Raw genomic sequence first — 17,007 nt, 5'->3', positions numbered from 1 at the left:
TCTTAACAACTGTTTCAAGTCTAGTTACCGTGGGATCTCACAAGTTCAATCTGAGATCCGAATATGAATTAGGAATTGATCCTAGTTCATATGCATACCACCGTTCACATCTAATGTGTGACCAGTGATATATTTTGATTCATCACTTAGCAAAAATCTGACTGCTTGAGCAACGTCGCTGCCTTCACCGATTTTGTTAAGCGGAATACGTTCCATCATTTTGCCTTTAACATCTTCAGAAAGAATATCTGTCATTTCTGTCGCGATAAAGCCTGGAGCCACGTTGTTCACGCGAACATTGCGAGACGCCAATTCCAATGCCACCGATTTTGCAAAGGCAATCGTACCAGCTTTAGAAGCTGCGTAGTTTGCTTGTCCTGCATTGCCAGTTTCACCGATGATAGAAGTGATATTAACGATGGACCCTTTGCGCGCTTTCATCATTGGTTTTGTGAAAGCTTTTGTTACTAAAAAGGTTCCGCGTAAGTTTGTATTAATAACGGAATCAAAGTCTTCCGCTTTCATGCGAAGTAATAGTTGGTCTTTAGTGATGCCGGCGTTGTTCACAACTCCGTCTACTTCAGGCCATTTTTCAAGGATGTGATCTACGGCTTCGTTGACCGATTCCTCGTTTGCGATGTCCATTTTAATATAAAAATGTCCTTCGCCAGAAAGTTGATGTGCCACTTGTTGTGCGGCTTCTTCGCGTGAAGAATAGGTAAATGCAACCTGAGCGCCTTCGTCAGCCAAAAGCTTCACGATAGAGGCACCGATTCCACGGCTGCCACCAGTTACTACGATTTTCTTACCTTGAAGCGATTTTCCGCTCATCTATAGTGTCCTTTTTTGCAAATACAACGCTGTAAAATTCGGATGTTCCGATCAGGGGCGTGTTATTTTGCCCACACTCTGTCTGAACTCCGAATAAATCTCAAGACATTTCAATGACACTAAGCTTTCAAAGAATCTTCAATAGTTTTAAGATCTTCCATGCTTGTTGTCGTCATCACTTTAAAGAAATCACCATCGATTTTCTTTAGAAGGCCTTGAAGCACTTTACCAGCGCCACATTCAAGGACTTGTGCATGGTTCATGGATTTTAAAACTTCCATACTTTGCGTCCAGCGAACAGGTGCAGAAACTTGGCGAATTAAATTTTCGCGCAAAATATTTCCTTCGGTTTCAGCTTTGGCGTGGAAGTTTTGAATGATTGGAAATGCGGCCTTGTTAAACTCCATCGCAGTCAGCACAAGACGCATTTTATCTTCAGCGGGTTTCATCATTTCACAGTGAAACGGAGCTGAAACTGTCAAAGGAATTAACTTCGCGCGCTTAGGAGCTTCAGTGAAGATCACTTCTGGTTTGAAATTATCTTTCAACCAGTTAATAGCTTGTTGCGAGCCAGAGATAACAATCTGCCCAGGGGAATTGAAGTTCGCCGCAGACAAAGGACCAAAGCCAGAGTTTTTCACAACGAAATTGCAAAGTGTTTCTACTTGATCTGGCTCTAAACCAAGAACTGCTACCATTCCGCCTTTGCCAACCGGAACTGCGGATTGCATCGCTTGACCACGAGTGCGAACCGCACGCATAGCTTCATCAAAACGAATGACATCAGCCGCAACAAGGGCCGCGTATTCACCGATAGAGTGTCCTGCAGCTGCAACAGCTTTAACACCAAGATCATTACGCAAAACCTTTTGGGTCGCAGTAGAAACCAACAATAACGCTGGTTGAGTATTTTCAGTCAAAGCAAGTTCAGCTTCAGTGCCATCAAAGCACAGCTTTTTCATATCTTGTTTTAATGCCTCAGAACCTTCTTCAAAAGTTTCTTGAGCGATTTTGAAATTATCAAATAAAAAGCGGCCCATGCCAGGTTGCTGGGAGCCTTGTCCAGGGAATGCTAACGTAAACATGTTTTAATACCTCAAAAGAATGCTGCCAGAAGTAAGACCTGCACCGAATGCGGTTAACAAGATCGTCTGGCCTCTTTTAATTTTTCCGGTTTTTACAGCCCAGTCAAAGGCTACAGGAATTGATGCAGCGGATGTATTGCCAGTTTCATGCAAGTAAACAATCACGCGATCCATTGGGAATTTAAATTGATCAGCCACAGCTTCGATAATGCGTTTGTTGGCTTGATGAGGAACAATCCAGTCCACTTTTTCAGGCGGAAGATTGTTATGTTCTAAAGCTTCACGACAGCAAAGAGCCATAGTGCGAACTGCGTTTTTAAAGATCTCGCGACCTTTCATCGTAACGAAGTTCAATTTGCTTTCTAGAACCTGTTGAGATTGTGGCATGATACTGCCACCACCAGGAACAGTCAGTAATTCAGCTAGGTCACCATCAGAATGAAGGTGACTGCTTTCAATCAGATTTGTTTCGTTTGCTTCAGCACGGGAAACAATCCACGCACCAGCGCCATCACCAAACAGAATGCAGGTTTCACGGTCTTGGTAGTTAACGAAGCGGTGAAGAACCTCAGCGCCTACAACCAGAACATGCTTATACATTCCTGAGCGGATGAATTGATCGGCGACTGAAACGCCGTAAACGAAACCAGAACAGGCTGCATTCAAATCGAAAGATACGATATTTCTGCAACCTAGTTTGCTTTGTAAGTAACACGCAGTAGACGGCATCTGGCGATCACCAGAAACCGTACCTACAACGATCATGTCGATATCATGGGGAGTGAGCCCTGCGTCTTCAAGAGCTCTTTGCGAAGCCTTTAAGCATAAGTCCGATGTGAACTCGCCTTCGGCAGCAATATGACGGCGTTCAATTCCAGTTCTCTCGACGATCCATTGGTCATTAGTGTCCACCATCTTTTCTAAATCAAAGTTGGTAAGCACTTTTTCTGGCAGGTAGGAACCTACCCCTGAAACTCGAGAACGAAATTGTCCAGCCATGGAATCAACCTGTCTTTAAAATTACTTAGCTGCGCTGATTTGCTTGCCTTTGTAGTACAAAGCACCGTCAGCACCTTTGTGTGCGCGGTGAGGGCGAGTCAATTCACCAGTTTTCTTTTCAACAGATACTGCTGGTGCAGACAAACCATCGTGAGAACGGCGCATATCACGTTTAGAACGAGATGTTTTCTTCTTAGGAGTTGGCATTTCAAACCTCTTTTTGAGTCATTTATATTCGAAGCACGTTAATTTAACCAAAGAATGATAAAAATCAACAATTTAATTGATCTTGATATTCTTTAAAACCCCAAAAGGATTAGTTGGCTTTACGCCCGGCATTTCTTCGTCGTAGCTAAAGCTTTGTCCTTTCACGGGAATTTTGCAAATTGAGCAATCTCCATTTTCGTCCTCAGGGCCTGCAGCATTAAAAGGCGCAGCAAGAGCAACGACTTCATGAAGGAATTCACCCATATCAAATATATGGCCATCGTATTCAGATACGTCAGGGCCATCTTCGGGTAAGTCACTGATATGATTGACCTTGGAATATTTACTTCCGCGGGGGTGATCTTGTTTGGGAATTAAGAATTCGCGGTACTTAGAATTCACTGGAAAAGGAAACTCAATCCCGCAACGGGCGCAGGTTTCAGGAAGTTTTGTTTTAATAGTTCCAGTCAGCTCAAAATCACGGGAATTCAAGGGCTTAATAAAAAACTCAGCTTCGTGAGGGGTTTTGCCAATCAGGTCATTTAAAATCTGATTCAATTCACCTGACTGTGTGTCCCAGTGGTAGCTACGGCCTTCTTCAGGGATTTCCATTAAGTTAATTTTCATATAAGGCTCCTAGTTTTCTACAAGGGGTTCGTTTTATGTGAAATGGAACACCAGGTCAAGTAGACAATAGATTAATATACTCCACATCCCTAAGAGTGGCAAAAATCCTAAGGTCTTTAGGAGGGCTTACTCCCAAAGAACCCTATATTTCTTCATAATATCTTCTGATTTTAGAAATTGGTGAAAAGCTCCGCGGCCTTCACGTCGTTTTTGATAAGTTTAAGGTCTTTAAGCTGTTGCACCAGCGTTTGCCAGCGCTCTAGAGTCATCGTTCCTAGGGGTGAACCCTTCGTCTGAATTAGAGGCTTTTGCATTGCTGCGCCCTTATTAAAGCTATCTAAATCCATGGCTTTGTTCAAAGTCGCCATGTGTTTATTAGTGGCCGTTGGGTCTTTTAAATAAGATTCCCAACCTTCGCGGGAGGCTTGTACGAGCTTTTTCGCAATTTCTGGTTTTCTCTTTAAAGTTTCTTCCGTCGCTGCGATCACTACGAGATAGGGATTAAATCCCTCTTCAGCGATGATGAAGTTCTTAGTTTTTGCTCCTGCTTTTTCTGCACTTACTGGTTCAGAAAGAATGAATCCTTGTTGCGAAAATTTTTTGTCATTCACGAAATTCGCAACACCACCAAGATAGGGAACGATCTTCGCTTTTGGCTTACCGAATTTGTTCACTAAAAATCCATAGTAGGGAAGTCCTGATTGCAAGGCGATCACACCGTCACTCATAAAAACTTCTTTAAGATTTTTAAAGTTTCTTTCAGCATGGGTCATGATGATGTACGGAGCTGTATGATAAACCGCGAACAGCGCTTTGACTTTGTTTTTTGGATTTCTATCGTGGGAAAGAATGATTTCATCCGCACTGACGATGGCAAATTCCACTTTATTGTTTGCAAGCATTTGCACTGTCGGAGTTCCAGAGCCACCTTCTTGAATCTTAACATCAAGACCGTGTTTTTTAAACATTCCTTCTAAAGCTGCGGCATAAAAGCCACCAAACTCTGGCTCTGCTTTCCAGTTGAGTGCCAAAGTGATTGTTTCCGCAGTGGCGTTGAAAGAAAGAAGGAAAATTAAAAAGCCAAGAATGTGTTTCATAATTTTTTTACCCCTGATTAGTTCATCGCAAAAGGTCGACGCTTTAAAATCAATCGATTCAGAATTTCTAAAGTTGCTAAAAATAAAAGACCCATCAGTGATAACAATAAAAGGGCTGCAAAGACAATATCTACCCTTTGCTGGGTGCGCGCAGAATCAATCAAGGCGCCTAAGCCCCCGCCGCTGACGAATTCACCAGCAATGGCGCCGATGATGGAAAGACCCGCAGAGATTTTTAAGCCTGAGTAGACATACGAATAAGCAATGGGAAGTTTTAGTTTAAATAATATTTTTAACGGGGAGGCATGATAGATTTTAAACAAATCTTTCTGAGCTTCGCTGGCACTTTCCAGCCCCATCAAAGTATTTGCGATCATAGGAAAGATTGAAACGATAAAGCTAGAAGCAATAACCGTCGGTGCGCCAAAGCCAAAGTAGATCACCAATAAAGGTGCAATTGCGATGATTGGAACAGTTTGAAAGAAAATAGCGAAAGGTAAGATCGCTCTTTTTAAAAGATCTGAGAGTGAAAATATCAAAGCTAATCCGCCACCGAAAACAATACTCATGAGTAGGCCAATGACGACGTTTTTTAATGTTTCAAAAAATGCAGCTAAGAAATCAGCTTGCAGCTCTACCAAAGTTTTTACGACAGTGCTGGGTGCGGGTATTAGGGATTCAGCTAAGAGATCCCATTTTACAGCAAGCTCAAGACCAAGAACCAATAAGCAAAAAAAGACTAAAGCGGGTAAGACCTTTTTCATGATCTAAACCTTTCAGTAAGTTCTTTTAATACGCTGTTAAAAGCTTCAGAGGTTCTTAATTCCAAGTTTCTTTTTGGCGGCAGTGCCAAGTTCATGTCTGAAGAAATAATCGCGCCAGGGGCTTTTAACATGATCACTCGTTGGGATAGGTAGCTAGCTTCGTACAATGAATGGGTCACGAACACCACCGTCATCTTTTCGGTTTCCCATAATTGCAGAAGCTGATCTTGCATTTCAAAACGGGTGTTTTCATCTAAAGCGGCGAAAGGTTCATCCATTAACAAAAGTCTGGGATTACTAACTAAGGCGCGCGCAATGGATACGCGCATTTTCATTCCGCCAGAAAGTTCATGGGGAAATAAGTTTTCACTGCCTTCAAGTTTTACTTTTCTTAAAGCCTCAAAAACTTTTTCGTCGCGGGCTGGTTTAGAAATGCTCTTTAAGTCTTCATCCAACTCAAACGGCAGGCTGACATTTTCTTTTACAGTCTTCCAAGGAAGTAAATTGGCTTCCTGAAAGACGAAGCCAAATTTTTTCTTTCCAGACGGGGAGAGTGCTAACTCCCCTACTGTTGGATTATCAAGACCTGCGATCAGGCGAAGTAAAGTGGATTTACCGCACCCAGAAGGACCTAACAATGTAACAAAGCTGCCAGGAGTAATTTCAACGCTAAGATCTTTGATGACTGTTTTAGAGCCAAAACTTTTCGACAGCGTTTTTATCTTAATTCCCAGGGCTTGTTCCATCCCTACACCCAATCGTAATTAAAGCTGATGCTAATGCGCTCTTTGTCTGAAGCATTTTTAGGGACCTCATGACGAAGCCAGCTTTCAAATAAAACCACATTTCCTTCTTGGGGTTCTAAGGCGTAATGTCTTTGGTTGTGAGTTTTGGCGTTATGTTTTCTTGGTGGGGACGCCATAAAGGAATCAAAGCGCGGATCTTCAAACTTAATTGCTGAACAGTTTTTTGGTGTCTGAACATAATAAGTGCCGCTGATCACTGAAAGCGGATGCAAGTGCATACTGTGAGTAACGTTGCTAGGCATGATATTGACCCAACAGGACGTCATCTTAAGTTCTTTTGGATTAATATCCATCTCAAGATGCTTTACGAATTTTCTTACGTGTTTATCGATCTCTTTTTCTAGCTCTTCAAAAGTCGAAGAAAAGCGATGCAACTGCGCCATGGATCCATAGGAAGTAAATCCCCCTGGATAGTTTTTTTCTGACCACTCTTGGCCTTGTTCATCGATTTCAGCAATTTTTAAGGATTCTTTTTTTAAATCCTTATTAAGCGGACCAAGATCTTTGGATTTTAACGGAGCATAATAAACAAAGGTCGGAAAAAGAGTTTTAATCATGATCCGACGATACAAGCTGAGGTTTGGAGCAGGCAAGAAGAAAAAAGCCCCCTTAGAATCTCTAAGAGGGCCGGTGAAAAACAATACTGTCTTTAACTGTTAAGTTTTTTATCTCCAAGTTATAGACTTAATAGCTGTTTTAGCAGACACGTTGCCCGCAGCATCCACTGCTGCAACTTGATAGTTATAAGTCACGTTTTTAGTGATGTTCATATGTACGTAGTTTAGGGAAGTCGTTTCAGCAAAAACAGAACCGTTCACAAAGATGCGGTATTTAGCCACACCCACATTATCAGAAGACGCAGTCCAAGTTAATGTCACCTTCGCATTCAGACCGTTGTTGTACAATGCTGGGGCAATATTAAAGCTGCCCGGCATTGTTGGAGCCGTCGTATCAGAAGGCACTGGTGTTGGAGTCGGTGTTGGAGCTGGAGCTGGAGCAGGCGCCGGTGCAGCCGCTGCTGAAGCTACCAAAGTCTTCGTTGTTGCATCAGTTGTCATTGGAACACCTGCTGCAGCCATCAAAGTATTACCTACCGACGGATTTACAACGTTGAAAGCTCTTGTAGTTAAAACAGCTCCAGAAGTGCTGTCTTTAGAGATCAGATAGAACTTTTGGGTGTTCACATCTGAAGCTGCTAAAGAAGAGATATCAAAGAAGAAGCTTCCTTCCACCTCTGAAGTCGTTCCGTTAAACGCGTAACCACCACCGCGACCTACGAACGCAAATGGCGTCCATTGTGAAGAGGGGCTCGTGCCAGAAGTGCTTGACTGTCCGAACGCTAAAGAAATTTGCGAACGAAGAGCATGGGACATTCTAACTTCCGCGATCAACTTAGGAGTGTAAGACGTGTAAGTAGAATAAGTCGCATTACCACTTTGGGTTAATTGAATACGACCTGATGGATAAAAATTTGGAACTGTCGTGCTGACGCGGAAAGCATCGTAAGAAGCCCAAGCGTAACCAGCATTTCTCCAAGTGTTACCAAATGAATTGGCAAACTTGAAGGCGCCCAGTTCTGCGGCTTCAACGGCACCGTTACCATTGATGTCAGTCCAGATGTTGTCATCGTAACCAACGATCGTCATTGCGTGACCGCTCACTTTGCCATTCATGTGCGTAGCAATCCATTGCCCTGCAAATGGTGACGAAACGCCAGGACGAACTTGAACTGTGCGGTATTGCCAGCTATTGATGTAAGTACCAACTACAACCACGTGACCGTTGGCTAAAAGTTGTTTTACTGTTGCCATACCAGCGTCCGTATTGATAGTAGCGTAGCTCGCCGCTTTCATGCGCGAGTTAATAGCGCGTTTCCAGTGTTCAGAATTCATATCCCAAGCTCTGTAATCAGAGTCATAGGGGAAATCTGTTTGAGTCGCAGCTCCGTGTTTTTCTAACACTGAAAAAGCGTCAGAAAAGTAAGAACCGTTATCCACGCCACCGTTGATCATGTTGTATGTCCACTTTGGCGAATAGATACGCTGAGCGTAGTTTTTATTGTTACAACCTAACGTCAAGCACACTTCGTGGCTCATCATATAGTAAGTTGTTGCCCACGCTACACACGAACCAATCGAGCCTTGGTTTCCGATCGGTGGAAAGGCAGGATGATTTGAGTTGTCCACTTGGGCCGGAGTCGTTACAGCTGTTGCTGATAGAATCGGTTCTTGAGTGTTTCCACCTTTTTTAGCGCTAGCACCTAAAGAGTCCTCTGTTTCAACTTCTGGAAGATTTGTGTCTTCTGAAATTGGAGCCTCACCGCGAGACTGTCTTTCTTTATTTACGCGCTCAAGACCCAAACGGTTAGGACGAACCTTTTTGATCTTTGTTTTATGAAGTTTTTGGTTTTCTTCAGCTGTCATCTCACGAAGACCAGGATTTTCCGCTGAAGCCAATGCGAAGTTAGGAGAAACGTGCAGAATCATGCTGAGAGCAAGAGTAGCCCCCACAGGCTTAATATAATTTCTCATCAAATTTTTCTCCCTAAAAAATTATTTCCTTTATGTTAAAGAGCAATAGAGCAGAGCCATAGCTAAAAAGTTCCCGCACTTTTGAACACGAGGTGATGTCGTTTCACAGTGACTGAAAGCTAGACGTAAGATTGAAACCGAAGACTAGAAATTTCTAATATGCTGGATTAATTGTCGAAGTTTCAGCATAAGAAAAGTTTGCGAAAAATTCCTGACTCATCTTTGGTAGAGCCGGGGAATTTGCTCTAGTGAAGGATACTGCGAAGGATTTTGTCCCATTCAAAGGAATGACTCTTATATGAGTAGACAGTTTCCTAAGCTTTTTTGATCTGAGAGTCGGTCACTATTTGTAATCTCATTTTGAGACATCTATTCAACACTGTCAGACTCCAGTCGACAGCTGTTAAATTTTTGGTCAGTGTTTTCCGGCTATAAGCGACCAATTGAAAGTAGGCTTGGCACCGCCCTTGCTTTTACTCTTTGTATTCGCAAGGAGTGAATTTATGAAAAAGCAATTACTTGTATCAGTTATGGTTTTGATTCCTGCTATAAGCTTTGCCAAAGAAAAAGTAGATTTTGGTGATTTGATCTCTGAGAACTCTAGAGCTCAATCAGAACTTCACTCCACAGTGAAACACAATCTTGAAGAAGCCCGTGACATCGCGGCGGCTGCAAAAATGCGTGAGCGTATCGTTGTAGTTGAAAATTCAGGTGTCTCTTACAATGCGCCAACAGACCAAGAGCTTTTAGCTTTTAAAAAAGAAAGATCTCACCACAGAGCTTCTGAAGATAAGCAATTTGAACGCTTAGCTAACGAGATTTCTTCTTTCGAAGAATAATCCCTGCGAACCACCACAGTTTAAAACCACCAATAACTCCGGAGTCCTTGCCCGGAGTTATTTTTTTTAAAGAATGAGTTTCTTAAGTTCCTGCTGAGAATAGATGTAATCCGCGTAAACCATCGTATTCGTGATGTTTCGATGCCCCAACGCTACCTGGACCAATCTTAAATCCTTCGTCTTCTGATAAAGCTCGATCGCAAAAGTATGCCTTAAAGCGTGGAATTTTTTAGGCACTGGGCGGTACATTTCCCAGATCTGATAAAGCCGGGGATAGGTGATCGGAAAAACCTTGGTTCCCCCTTGATTTTCGGCGAAACGATGAAGTCGATTAAAAAGGTCAGAATGAAGGGGGATTTCCCGGTCATTAGAGCCTTTTAAACCCCGGATAAAAACACTTTCATCATAGGGATTCAGATCACTTCTTTGGATATTTAAAACTTCCTGGGCCCGGGCCCCGGTTCTTAAAGCTGTCCAAATCATCAAACAATTGCGGGGATCCTTATCCTGGAAATCCCCCAGAATCTTGCGTAAGCGTTCCGTTTCGGGGCTTAAAAGATACTTGTTTTTGTTGAGTTGGTACCGGGATGGCGAAGACATAATTGATGATTCAAAAGAAGGGGCCTATTTGACAAGGCCTTTTCAAAGCTGTATGACGCTGCGCATTCAAAGTAATGATAGGTAAATTATTTCTGTTTAGACGCAGTGAGTCCGATATAGATGCATGGTGTCACGATAAAACCCTCTGACATTACCGCATAAAATAACGAGAAAAATCATATACTTAATGCTATAGCTTATAACTATAAGCTATAGTCAGATTTGAAAAAGGGGTGCCCAGGGGTACCCATGGCAGATTCTTTTGTAGTTTCAATGACTTAGCTTGACACCCTAAATGCCCTTTTGGAATCATATCTGTAAATCACAACGTAAAATATTGCGTAAAACAACATAAATGTTGTGAAGTGCAACGGTCCAGAGGGGTGAAAATGGAGCAGGACGTTTTAGACCAGGTTCGGGAAGGCTTTGAAAACAGCCTTTCAAACGAGGGTTTTTTAGACATCGATTTACACACTGATTTACCCCCTGATTTAAACCCTCGCTCAAAGACATCTTTACGGATGCATTACGAAGCCCAGGTTTCAGTCATTCAAAAGCAGTTAGGAAATCTCGATGAAATTCGTGGGAATTTAGGCCTTTCTCAAAGAAAGATGGCCCAACTTCTTTTGGTCGATCCATCCAGTTGGACCCGATGGACTAAAAATGGGGATGAAGCTCCCCCGCATATTTGGCGTGCTTTGCAATGGTATATGGCTTTAAGGGAGAAAATCCCGGGGCTTACGCCGCAATATTTTATCAGTACAAATCCCCAGGTTTTGCACCAAAAGGCCCTTAAAGAAGTGGAATTAGAGCGCCAGGAACGCTTAGAAACCATGGAAAATCTGTCTTCAAAGCTGCAAATCATTCTGTCAGAGAAAAATCAGCTCTCTAGCGAGCTTTTGCAGATGAAAAAAGACCTGAACTTTCACAAAAAAATCAGTATAGTCGTCCTTTTGGTGAGTATCTCATCGATTGCCACGCTCTTGTTTTGGAAGGGTCTATGATCAAGCACGACGCCGTTCGCCTTTTAGCGACTCAAAAAATCTCTGAAGCCATTCAAAAAATGGGTCAAAACCTTTCTGATGATGAAATCTATAAGGCCCTTGTTGAACCACCACAATCTGAAATGGGTGATCTGGCATTTGGTTGTTTTACTTTGGCAAAAGCGCTTAAAAAAGGTCCTCCGCAAATCGCTGCAGAAATCGCGCAAAATTTTACTGCTGATTCAACAGTTCAAAAAGTTCAAGCAGCCGGTCCTTATTTAAATCTTACTTTCTCGCCGGCATTTCATGGTGAAAAAGTCGTCGCAAGCATCCTTGATGGATCTATGTTTAAAAAACAGCTTGTGGAATCTTCTCCAAAGACAATGTTCGAGTATTCACAGCCGAACACCCACAAAGAGCTTCACGTGGGACATATGCGCAACCTTTGTTTGGGCGCTGCCATTGTTTCCATGCTTAAGTATTCGGGTCGGGATGTGGTTTCATCAACGTTCCCTGGCGACATGGGCACCCACGTGGCGAAATGTCTTTGGTATATGAAAAAGCACAACCAAGAACCTGCTCCAGAAACTGGAAAAGGGGAGTGGTTGGGGCGCATGTATTCAAAGGCCAACCTTTTGCTTGAAGATCAGAATGGTACACCTCAAGAGGTTATCAATCGCCAAGAGTTGACTGCCATCCTTCAAGAGCTTGAATCAAAATCAGGTCCTTATTATGAACTTTGGAAAGAGACCCGGGAATGGTCTATCCAATTAATGAAAAGCGTTTACGCGTGGGCTGATGTTGAATTTGACGAATGGTATTTTGAATCAGAAATGGATGGTCCGTCTACGGCGTGGGTAAAAGAACTTTACGCCCAAGGTAAACTTGAAAAATCCGAAGGTGCCATCGGTAAAAATCTGGAAGCAGAAAATCTAGGTTTCTGTATGCTTTTAAAAACGGACGGCACAGGTCTATATGCCACGAAGGATTTATTGTTAGCCAAACATAAATTCGAAGACGTGCACATTGAAAAAAGCGTTTACATCGTGGATATGCGCCAGGCTTTGCACTTTAAACAGGTGTTTCGAGTTTTAGAGATGCTGGGTTTTGAGCAGGCTAAAAACTGCTTCCACTTACAATACAACTACGTAGAGCTTCCTGATGGAGCAATGAGTTCGCGCAAAGGAAATATCGTTCCATTGACAGAACTTGTTCATCGCATGGAAGACCACGTGAAGACGACTTATTTAAGTCGTTATGAAAATGAATGGTCTAAAGAAGATATCAATACGATTGCGGGTCAAGTAGCAAAGGGTGCGATTTTCTATGGCATGCTTCGCATCGACACTAACAAAAAGATCGTATTTGATATGAATGAATGGTTGAAGCTTGATGGTGAGTCAGGACCTTTTGTTCAGTATTCTTACGCTCGTATCGCAAGCTTGGGACGAAAATTCCCACGCACTGAAGGTGTTAAGATAAACTGGGCCTCTTTAACGCATTCTTCTGAACGTCAGTTGTTGCAAGCCTTGGCATCATTCAATTCCAACATGGCTTTGGCATCTGAAAACTTCAGACCCGCAGCGATGTGTACTTACCTTTATGAGCTGGCGAAAAAGTTTAACGTCTTTTATCACGAATGCCCGATTGGAACTGAGAAAGATGAAACTGTGCGCGCAGCTCGTTTGGCGTTAAGTGCGGCTGTGGGGATGACACTGAAGCAAGGTCTTTCTGTGTTGGGCATCCCGGCTCCAGAAAAGATGTAACATCTAGTTTTCATTTAGAGTCGTTGCGCCGTTATTTTGTTTGTTTTCATAGCAAATTTCGCGGCGCAAGCAATCCACTGCATTAACGCTAGTCTTTTTACTCAAATACAAAGATGATCGGCTCGCAATAAAAATGAAGGAGCCTGATTTTGGGAACTTTTGAGCTTATTTCTAAGCATGGTGACCATGAGCAAGTCGTATTCTGTCACGACCCTCATGTTGGTTTAAAAGCGATCATCGCTATTCACAATACTTCTTTGGGTCCCGCGCTTGGCGGTACTCGTATGTGGAATTATAAAAATGAAGACGAGGCGTTGATCGACGTTCTTCGTTTGTCTAAGGGTATGACTTATAAAGCAGCTGCTGCGGGTCTAAACCTTGGTGGTGGTAAAGCTGTTATCATCGGCGATCCTAAATCACAAAAATCAGAAGGATTGTTCCGTGCCTTCGGTCAATTCGTGAACTCTTTAAATGGTAAATACATCACAGCTGAAGACGTAGGTACTAGCGTTCAAGATATGGAACACATCTACATGGAAACTCCATGGGTGACTGGTATTCCTAAAGACTTCGGTGGTTCAGGTGATCCATCTCCTTACACGGCACACGGTGTATTGATGGGTATCAAAGCTTCTGCCAAAGAAAAATTCGGTACAGACGCTCTTAAAGGTCTGCACATCGCAGTTCAAGGTCTTGGAAACGTAGGTTCTAACCTTGTAAAATACCTTAAAGAAGAAGGCGCGATCATCACAGTGGCTGATATCGACATGAATCGCACTAAAAACATCGCTGAGGCCTTCGGTGCTAAAGCCGTTTCTCCAGACGAAATCTTGTTTGTAGAGTCAGATGTTCTGGCTCCATGTGCTTTGGGTGCGATCGTAAACGATCAAACTATCACTAAGCTTAAAACCAAAATCATCGCTGGTGGCGCGAACAACGTTCTTGCTGAAGCACGTCATGGTGACCAATTGAAAGAATTGGGCATTCTTTACGCTCCAGACTACGTAATCAACGCTGGTGGTTTGATGAACGTATTCGTCGAGCTTGAAGGTTATTCTCCAGAGCGCGCATTTGAAAAAACAAAACGCGTTTACAATAACATCCTTAAAGTTTACGAGATCGCAAAACGCGATAATATCGGTACGCACACAGCTGCTGACCGTTTGGCTGAAGAACGTATCAGCACAATCGGCCGCTTGAAACAGCGCCATCCAGGTAAATCTTCTCGCTCTTTCACGACGCTAAAAGAAGTTTACAACCGTTAAAAACAAGGGGACCGCAAGGTCCCTTTTTTTTATGCGCCGAGTGATGGCGCTTTGATGACTCCCCCTTCACTTGACAAGGTCCCTCGGGCAAAGAACAATCTTTGTCGTAATAATAGGAATAATCCCCGCAAATTCGGGGCCTTAGACACAACGAGGATCAGCTTGAGCACTAAAATTTCTAAAGAAGATTTAAAATCCCCAGACCAAATGACTAAAACCTTACGCGAAGGTTTCGTTTGGACAACTTCACACTCAAAAATGGTGATTGGCGCTATTGGCGCATTTATCGTGATTGGCGTTGGCGTTTCTTTGATGAATTATTTCTCAGAGAAGAAAGAAGTTTCTTCTCAAGAAAAATACTTCCTTCTTGAAAAGACTTACACAGAAAAAAAACGTGGTTTTGAAGAAGCTAGCCGTGCTGAAATCATGCAGGCGCAAGCTAAAGATAAAAAGGCAGCTCCAGCTTTTGATCCTGCTAAAAAAGCTTCTGGTGAACTAGAAAAAGACTATGGCACTGTGGTGAGTGGTTTTGAATCATTCATTTCTGAAAATCCAAAAACAAAAGCCGCGCAAATGGCGGCAGTGAACCTTAGCGATATCTACCTTTCCTATAAAAAGAATGCTGAAGCTTTAACTGCTTTAGAAAAAGTAGAAAAAGGCCTTGATAAGAATGACGTTCTTGCTGGTCTTGTATGGATGCAAATGGGTAACGTGTACGCAGACCGTGGTGACTGCAAAGGTGCGATCTCTAAATGGGAATCTATCACTTCACAAAAAGGTCTAGCGTTTGCTCATGATGAAGCAAAACTTCGCATGGGTCTTTGCTTTGAAACTATGAATGACACTGCAAAAGCGGAAGCTCTTTACACTGAAGTGACTAAAAAAGAAGACGCTAGCACCACTGATTTCGCTGCTTCTAAAGAAGCGCAAAAATACTTGCGCCTATTAAAAGCAAAACAAAATCTGTAGTTGTAAGGACCATCAATGAAATTATTAGCGGTTATTGGTTCGGCATTAGTGCTTACAGGCTGCACCACCATCAATGGTGTGCTTGAAACCTGGAGCTCTAAAAACGATGCTAAACGTGAATACCAAGTTAGAACCGCTTGGGTTCGCCAGACCACAGTGAAAGACAACTTGGGATTCCGTAAAATCAATCGTATGACCCCGGTTTTAGCTGGGGAATTAGTGATTCAAGGAAATGGTTTAGACGGTATTGTTGCTTATGAACGTGAAAGCGGTAAGCAAAAATGGCGTTTAAATATACCCAATGGCGCTGAACCCAGTGCTGCTTTGATCCGTGACCGTCTTTTTGTCGGGGCTAGCGATGGAAATTTCTATTCCATTGAAGCTAGCACGGGCCAAGTGCAATGGACCTTCCCAACGAAGGCTGAAAACCTGTCGACTCCGCTTTTGGATGAAGGCATCGTTTACTTCCTAGCTGGAAACAACGTTTTTTATGCTTTAGATGCGGCGACAGGTCGTCAGTTGTGGCTTTATTCGCGCCAAGATACATCCCAATTTTCAATCCGCGGTGGCAGTCAGGCGGCACTTCATAATGGAACTATTTATGTCGGCTTCACCGATGGATCCTTAGTTGCCTTAAATGCAAAAAATGGATCTGCCGTTTGGGAAGTTCAGCTTAATAACAATAAGCGCTTCCGTGATATTGATGCGACCCCAGTGATTGATGGAAATCAAATCTATATTGCGGGTTATGATGACAAGCTTTACAGCGTTTCAGCTGATAAGGGCGAAGTCCTTTGGCGTATCGACGGCGGCGGGTATAGTGCTGTGACCCTGGCTGGGGATAAATTGTTTTTCCCTACAACGAATGGTGAAGTTTGGGCGCTTAAAAAAGCCAATGGTGAAAAACTTTGGTCTTACAAAGTGAAAGATGGGATTGCTACCCAAGTAAAGACTTATAAAGGCTCTTTAGTATTCGGTGAATCCCAAGGTCGGTTGCAGTTCTTAGATATGAATTCAGGCGCTGTTCTTGGTGGTATGGAACCAGGCAGAGGCATTCTTTCTTCACCTCAAGTGGATGAAAAAGCCAACCGCGTTTATTTTATTTCAGGCGAAGCAAATCTTTACGCCATCGAAGCTGGCTGGACTAAAAAACCTTATTTCACGGAGTAGAAAATGAAGTTTTTGTTCTTAGTTCCTATGTTCTTTATTCTTGGAGCTTGCTCCCATGGCAATTGCCGCGCGCAAAAAGCCCCACAAACCACAGTCACTGATGCCAGCACTAAATCAGCGGCATCTGCAGAGGTCGCTACTATGCCATCATCAGCCGTTGATCGTGTGAAAGTATTTAAAGCCGATGGATCTTTGCAATGTGGTCAGGGAAAAGCTATTCCCGCAGCTGAAATGCAAAAGGAGCTTAAAGGTATCAAGGTGTATTCTGCCACCAATCAAAACGATGGGATGATGAGAATCCAACTTTGCGGATCCCCTACGGGAATGGTCAATGTTTACGAGATCGACCGTAAAGATCTTGATGTAGCTCTTAAAGCGGGCTTTAAAGAATGGACTAACGACTAAAGTTAGAACCGACTAGGGGAGAGCAGCTCCCCTTTTTTTATTCTCAAATTGATACGTCACGGG

At 43.0% G+C, this 17,007-nt stretch carries 18 protein-coding genes; 7 read left to right on the top strand and 11 right to left on the bottom strand.

Features of this window, described 5'->3' with window-relative positions; all coding sequences use genetic code 11:
• Positions 1-81: 81 nt before the first annotated feature.
• The 10 genes from fabG to MNR06_RS03365 all read right to left on the bottom strand — a co-directional run bounded on the left by fabG (position 82) and on the right by MNR06_RS03365 (position 8,947).
• A complete protein-coding gene (fabG, locus tag MNR06_RS03410; protein ID WP_243538619.1) occupies positions 82-831 on the bottom strand; it encodes a 3-oxoacyl-[acyl-carrier-protein] reductase in 750 nt (249 codons plus the stop codon).
• A gap of 119 nt (positions 832-950) precedes the next feature.
• Complete coding sequence (gene fabD / locus MNR06_RS03405) at positions 951-1,916, bottom strand: ACP S-malonyltransferase (protein ID WP_243538618.1); 966 nt, start codon at positions 1,914-1,916, stop codon at positions 951-953.
• 3 nt (positions 1,917-1,919) lie between these two features.
• Positions 1,920-2,915 (bottom strand): beta-ketoacyl-ACP synthase III, encoded by a 996-nt coding sequence (locus MNR06_RS03400; protein WP_243538617.1) that lies wholly within the window; start codon positions 2,913-2,915, stop codon positions 1,920-1,922.
• 21 nt (positions 2,916-2,936) lie between these two features.
• Positions 2,937-3,122, bottom strand: a complete 186-nt coding sequence (gene rpmF, locus MNR06_RS03395; RefSeq protein WP_243538616.1) for a 50S ribosomal protein L32 — start codon at positions 3,120-3,122, stop codon at positions 2,937-2,939.
• A 72-nt stretch (positions 3,123-3,194) separates the two neighbouring features.
• Entirely contained in the window at positions 3,195-3,749 is a 555-nt protein-coding gene (locus tag MNR06_RS03390) for a YceD family protein (RefSeq protein ID WP_243538615.1), read from the bottom strand.
• 170 nt (positions 3,750-3,919) lie between these two features.
• On the bottom strand, positions 3,920-4,846 hold the full coding sequence (locus MNR06_RS03385; RefSeq protein WP_243538614.1) for an ABC transporter substrate-binding protein: 927 nt from the start codon (positions 4,844-4,846) through the stop codon (positions 3,920-3,922).
• A 17-nt stretch (positions 4,847-4,863) separates the two neighbouring features.
• Positions 4,864-5,610 carry an ABC transporter permease gene (locus MNR06_RS03380; RefSeq protein WP_243538613.1) on the bottom strand — a complete coding sequence of 249 codons (747 nt, stop codon included), beginning with the start codon at positions 5,608-5,610 and terminating at the stop codon, positions 4,864-4,866.
• Positions 5,607-6,356 carry an ABC transporter ATP-binding protein gene (locus MNR06_RS03375; protein WP_243538612.1) on the bottom strand — a complete coding sequence of 250 codons (750 nt, stop codon included), beginning with the start codon at positions 6,354-6,356 and terminating at the stop codon, positions 5,607-5,609. The genes MNR06_RS03380 and MNR06_RS03375 overlap by 4 nt, the downstream gene beginning before the upstream one ends.
• A 2-nt stretch (positions 6,357-6,358) precedes the next feature.
• Complete coding sequence (locus tag MNR06_RS03370; RefSeq protein WP_243538611.1) at positions 6,359-6,973, bottom strand: 2OG-Fe(II) oxygenase family protein; 615 nt, start codon at positions 6,971-6,973, stop codon at positions 6,359-6,361.
• Positions 6,974-7,081: 108 nt separating this feature from the next.
• The gene (locus MNR06_RS03365) at positions 7,082-8,947 is read right to left on the bottom strand and encodes a C1 family peptidase (protein ID WP_243538610.1); all 1,866 of its coding nucleotides are present in this window, start codon (positions 8,945-8,947) and stop codon (positions 7,082-7,084) included.
• 503 nt (positions 8,948-9,450) lie between these two features.
• On the opposite strand from MNR06_RS03365, the gene MNR06_RS03360 reads away from it, so the two are divergent.
• The gene (locus tag MNR06_RS03360) at positions 9,451-9,786 is read left to right on the top strand and encodes a hypothetical protein (RefSeq protein ID WP_243538609.1); all 336 of its coding nucleotides are present in this window, start codon (positions 9,451-9,453) and stop codon (positions 9,784-9,786) included.
• 66 nt (positions 9,787-9,852) lie between these two features.
• Here the strand turns inward: MNR06_RS03360 and MNR06_RS03355 are convergent, their stop codons facing one another.
• On the bottom strand, positions 9,853-10,386 hold the full coding sequence (locus tag MNR06_RS03355) for a tyrosine-type recombinase/integrase (protein WP_243538608.1): 534 nt from the start codon (positions 10,384-10,386) through the stop codon (positions 9,853-9,855).
• Between the two features lie 389 nt (positions 10,387-10,775).
• Between MNR06_RS03355 and MNR06_RS03350 the strand changes: the two genes are divergently transcribed.
• The 6 genes from MNR06_RS03350 to MNR06_RS03325 all read left to right on the top strand — a co-directional run bounded on the left by MNR06_RS03350 (position 10,776) and on the right by MNR06_RS03325 (position 16,944).
• The gene (locus tag MNR06_RS03350) at positions 10,776-11,390 is read left to right on the top strand and encodes a hypothetical protein (RefSeq protein WP_243538607.1); all 615 of its coding nucleotides are present in this window, start codon (positions 10,776-10,778) and stop codon (positions 11,388-11,390) included.
• The gene (argS, locus tag MNR06_RS03345; protein WP_243538606.1) at positions 11,387-13,135 is read left to right on the top strand and encodes an arginine--tRNA ligase; all 1,749 of its coding nucleotides are present in this window, start codon (positions 11,387-11,389) and stop codon (positions 13,133-13,135) included. The genes MNR06_RS03350 and argS overlap by 4 nt, the downstream gene beginning before the upstream one ends.
• 149 nt (positions 13,136-13,284) lie before the next feature.
• Positions 13,285-14,400 (top strand): Glu/Leu/Phe/Val dehydrogenase dimerization domain-containing protein, encoded by a 1,116-nt coding sequence (locus tag MNR06_RS03340; protein ID WP_256461060.1) that lies wholly within the window; start codon positions 13,285-13,287, stop codon positions 14,398-14,400.
• A 162-nt stretch (positions 14,401-14,562) separates the two neighbouring features.
• Positions 14,563-15,369 carry a tetratricopeptide repeat protein gene (locus MNR06_RS03335; RefSeq protein ID WP_243538605.1) on the top strand — a complete coding sequence of 269 codons (807 nt, stop codon included), beginning with the start codon at positions 14,563-14,565 and terminating at the stop codon, positions 15,367-15,369.
• A gap of 15 nt (positions 15,370-15,384) precedes the next feature.
• The gene (locus tag MNR06_RS03330) at positions 15,385-16,539 is read left to right on the top strand and encodes an outer membrane protein assembly factor BamB family protein (RefSeq protein WP_243538604.1); all 1,155 of its coding nucleotides are present in this window, start codon (positions 15,385-15,387) and stop codon (positions 16,537-16,539) included.
• A 3-nt stretch (positions 16,540-16,542) separates the two neighbouring features.
• The gene (locus tag MNR06_RS03325; protein ID WP_243538603.1) at positions 16,543-16,944 is read left to right on the top strand and encodes a hypothetical protein; all 402 of its coding nucleotides are present in this window, start codon (positions 16,543-16,545) and stop codon (positions 16,942-16,944) included.
• The last annotated feature ends 63 nt before the right edge of the window (positions 16,945-17,007 follow it).

The organism is Bdellovibrio reynosensis (assembly GCF_022814725.1).
Taxonomy (GTDB): Bacteria; Bdellovibrionota; Bdellovibrionia; order Bdellovibrionales; family Bdellovibrionaceae; genus Bdellovibrio; species Bdellovibrio reynosensis.
Note: the sequence above shows the minus strand (reverse complement) of the source record. Positions and strands in the feature narration are given on the sequence as shown.